This is a genomic window from Vibrio sp. EA2 (assembly GCF_033042495.1).
In the GTDB taxonomy this organism is placed as follows: Bacteria; Pseudomonadota; Gammaproteobacteria; order Enterobacterales; family Vibrionaceae; genus Vibrio.
The window spans coordinates 1-1,092 of record NZ_JAWLID010000045.1; the positions used below are offsets into that span (position 1 = coordinate 1).

Here is a 1,092-nt window from a genome sequence, read left to right on the forward strand (position 1 = left end):
TCTTGGATTCAAGTACGAAGTGCGACACCTCTGAACATAAAAACAGTGAGATGCGATAATCATGAAGTTTGCTCCCGCCAAGAAGTAAAAAACATGAAATACACGCACCTCACTGAGAACGAAAGGTATATGATTTCTGCCCTCAGAAAGCAAGGAATTAGTACCGCTAAAATAGCTAAACAACTGGGGCGTCACAAAGCCACTATCTATCGAGAAATTGAACGCAACTCCCGATACAACAGACACTTTAAAAGGTACTCCTATCAAGCGTGGAGAGCCCAACAAATGGCTCGCAACCGGCTAAGCCGGTCGCGCAGAAATAAGCGCTACAGCAAAATCGACTTTAGGTTGCCTGAGGCCTTGCTGCGACTGGATTGGAGTCCTGACCAAATCGTCGGATACCTAAGGGTAAGAGGCTATCCAACAATGAGCCACGAGCTCATTTATCAGCATATTTGGAACGACAAAACTCTCGGTGGAACACTATGGAAACACCTACGCCAATACACTAAGAAAAGGCGTAAAAGGTATAACTCGAAAGACAGCCGAGGTCGGCTGGCAGCAAAGCGTCATATTACCGAAAGACCTGCAAAAGCTGAGCATCGAAAAGAGCCTGGTCACTGGGAAATTGATACCGTCGTTGGCTGCGGAACCAAGCACTGTATCGTGACTTTAGTCGACAGAATGACTGGCTACACTTTTATTGGGCAAATGGGCGATAGAACAAGCGAGTCGCTCAACGTAAGAATGAGCAAAATCATGACCCGCTCTGACTTACCTTTTAAGACGATAACTGCAGATAACGGCACTGAATTTCACGGTTACGCACAACTAGAAAAACATCATAACTGTCTGTTTTACTTTGCAAATCCATACCACTCATGGGAACGAGGCACTAATGAAAACACCAATGGCTTGATACGACAATACTTACCAAAACGTACTTCTATGTCACACGTAACACAGAAGCTCTGCAATGAAATTGCACACAAATTAAATACGCGCCCACGCAAAAGACTTGGGTATAGGACACCAACGGAGTATATTCATGCGCATCTATAGAAAGTGTCGCACTTCAAACTTGATACTAAG

The 1,092-nt window shown here is 44.6% G+C and carries 1 protein-coding gene; it reads left to right on the plus strand.

From position 1 onward, the window contains the following. The first annotated feature begins 93 nt into the window (after positions 1–93). Positions 94–1,062 carry an IS30-like element ISVa6 family transposase gene (locus tag RXX31_RS24635; protein ID WP_317592206.1) on the plus strand — a complete coding sequence of 323 codons (969 nt, stop codon included), beginning with the start codon at positions 94–96 and terminating at the stop codon, positions 1,060–1,062. Positions 1,063–1,092 lie beyond the last annotated feature (30 nt).

Bases quoted from the DNA above. Each gene is read 5' to 3' on its own strand.
- RXX31_RS24635 (WP_317592206.1), top strand. From the start codon at position 94: ATGAAATACACGCACCTCACTGAGAACGAAAGGTATATGATTTCTGCC.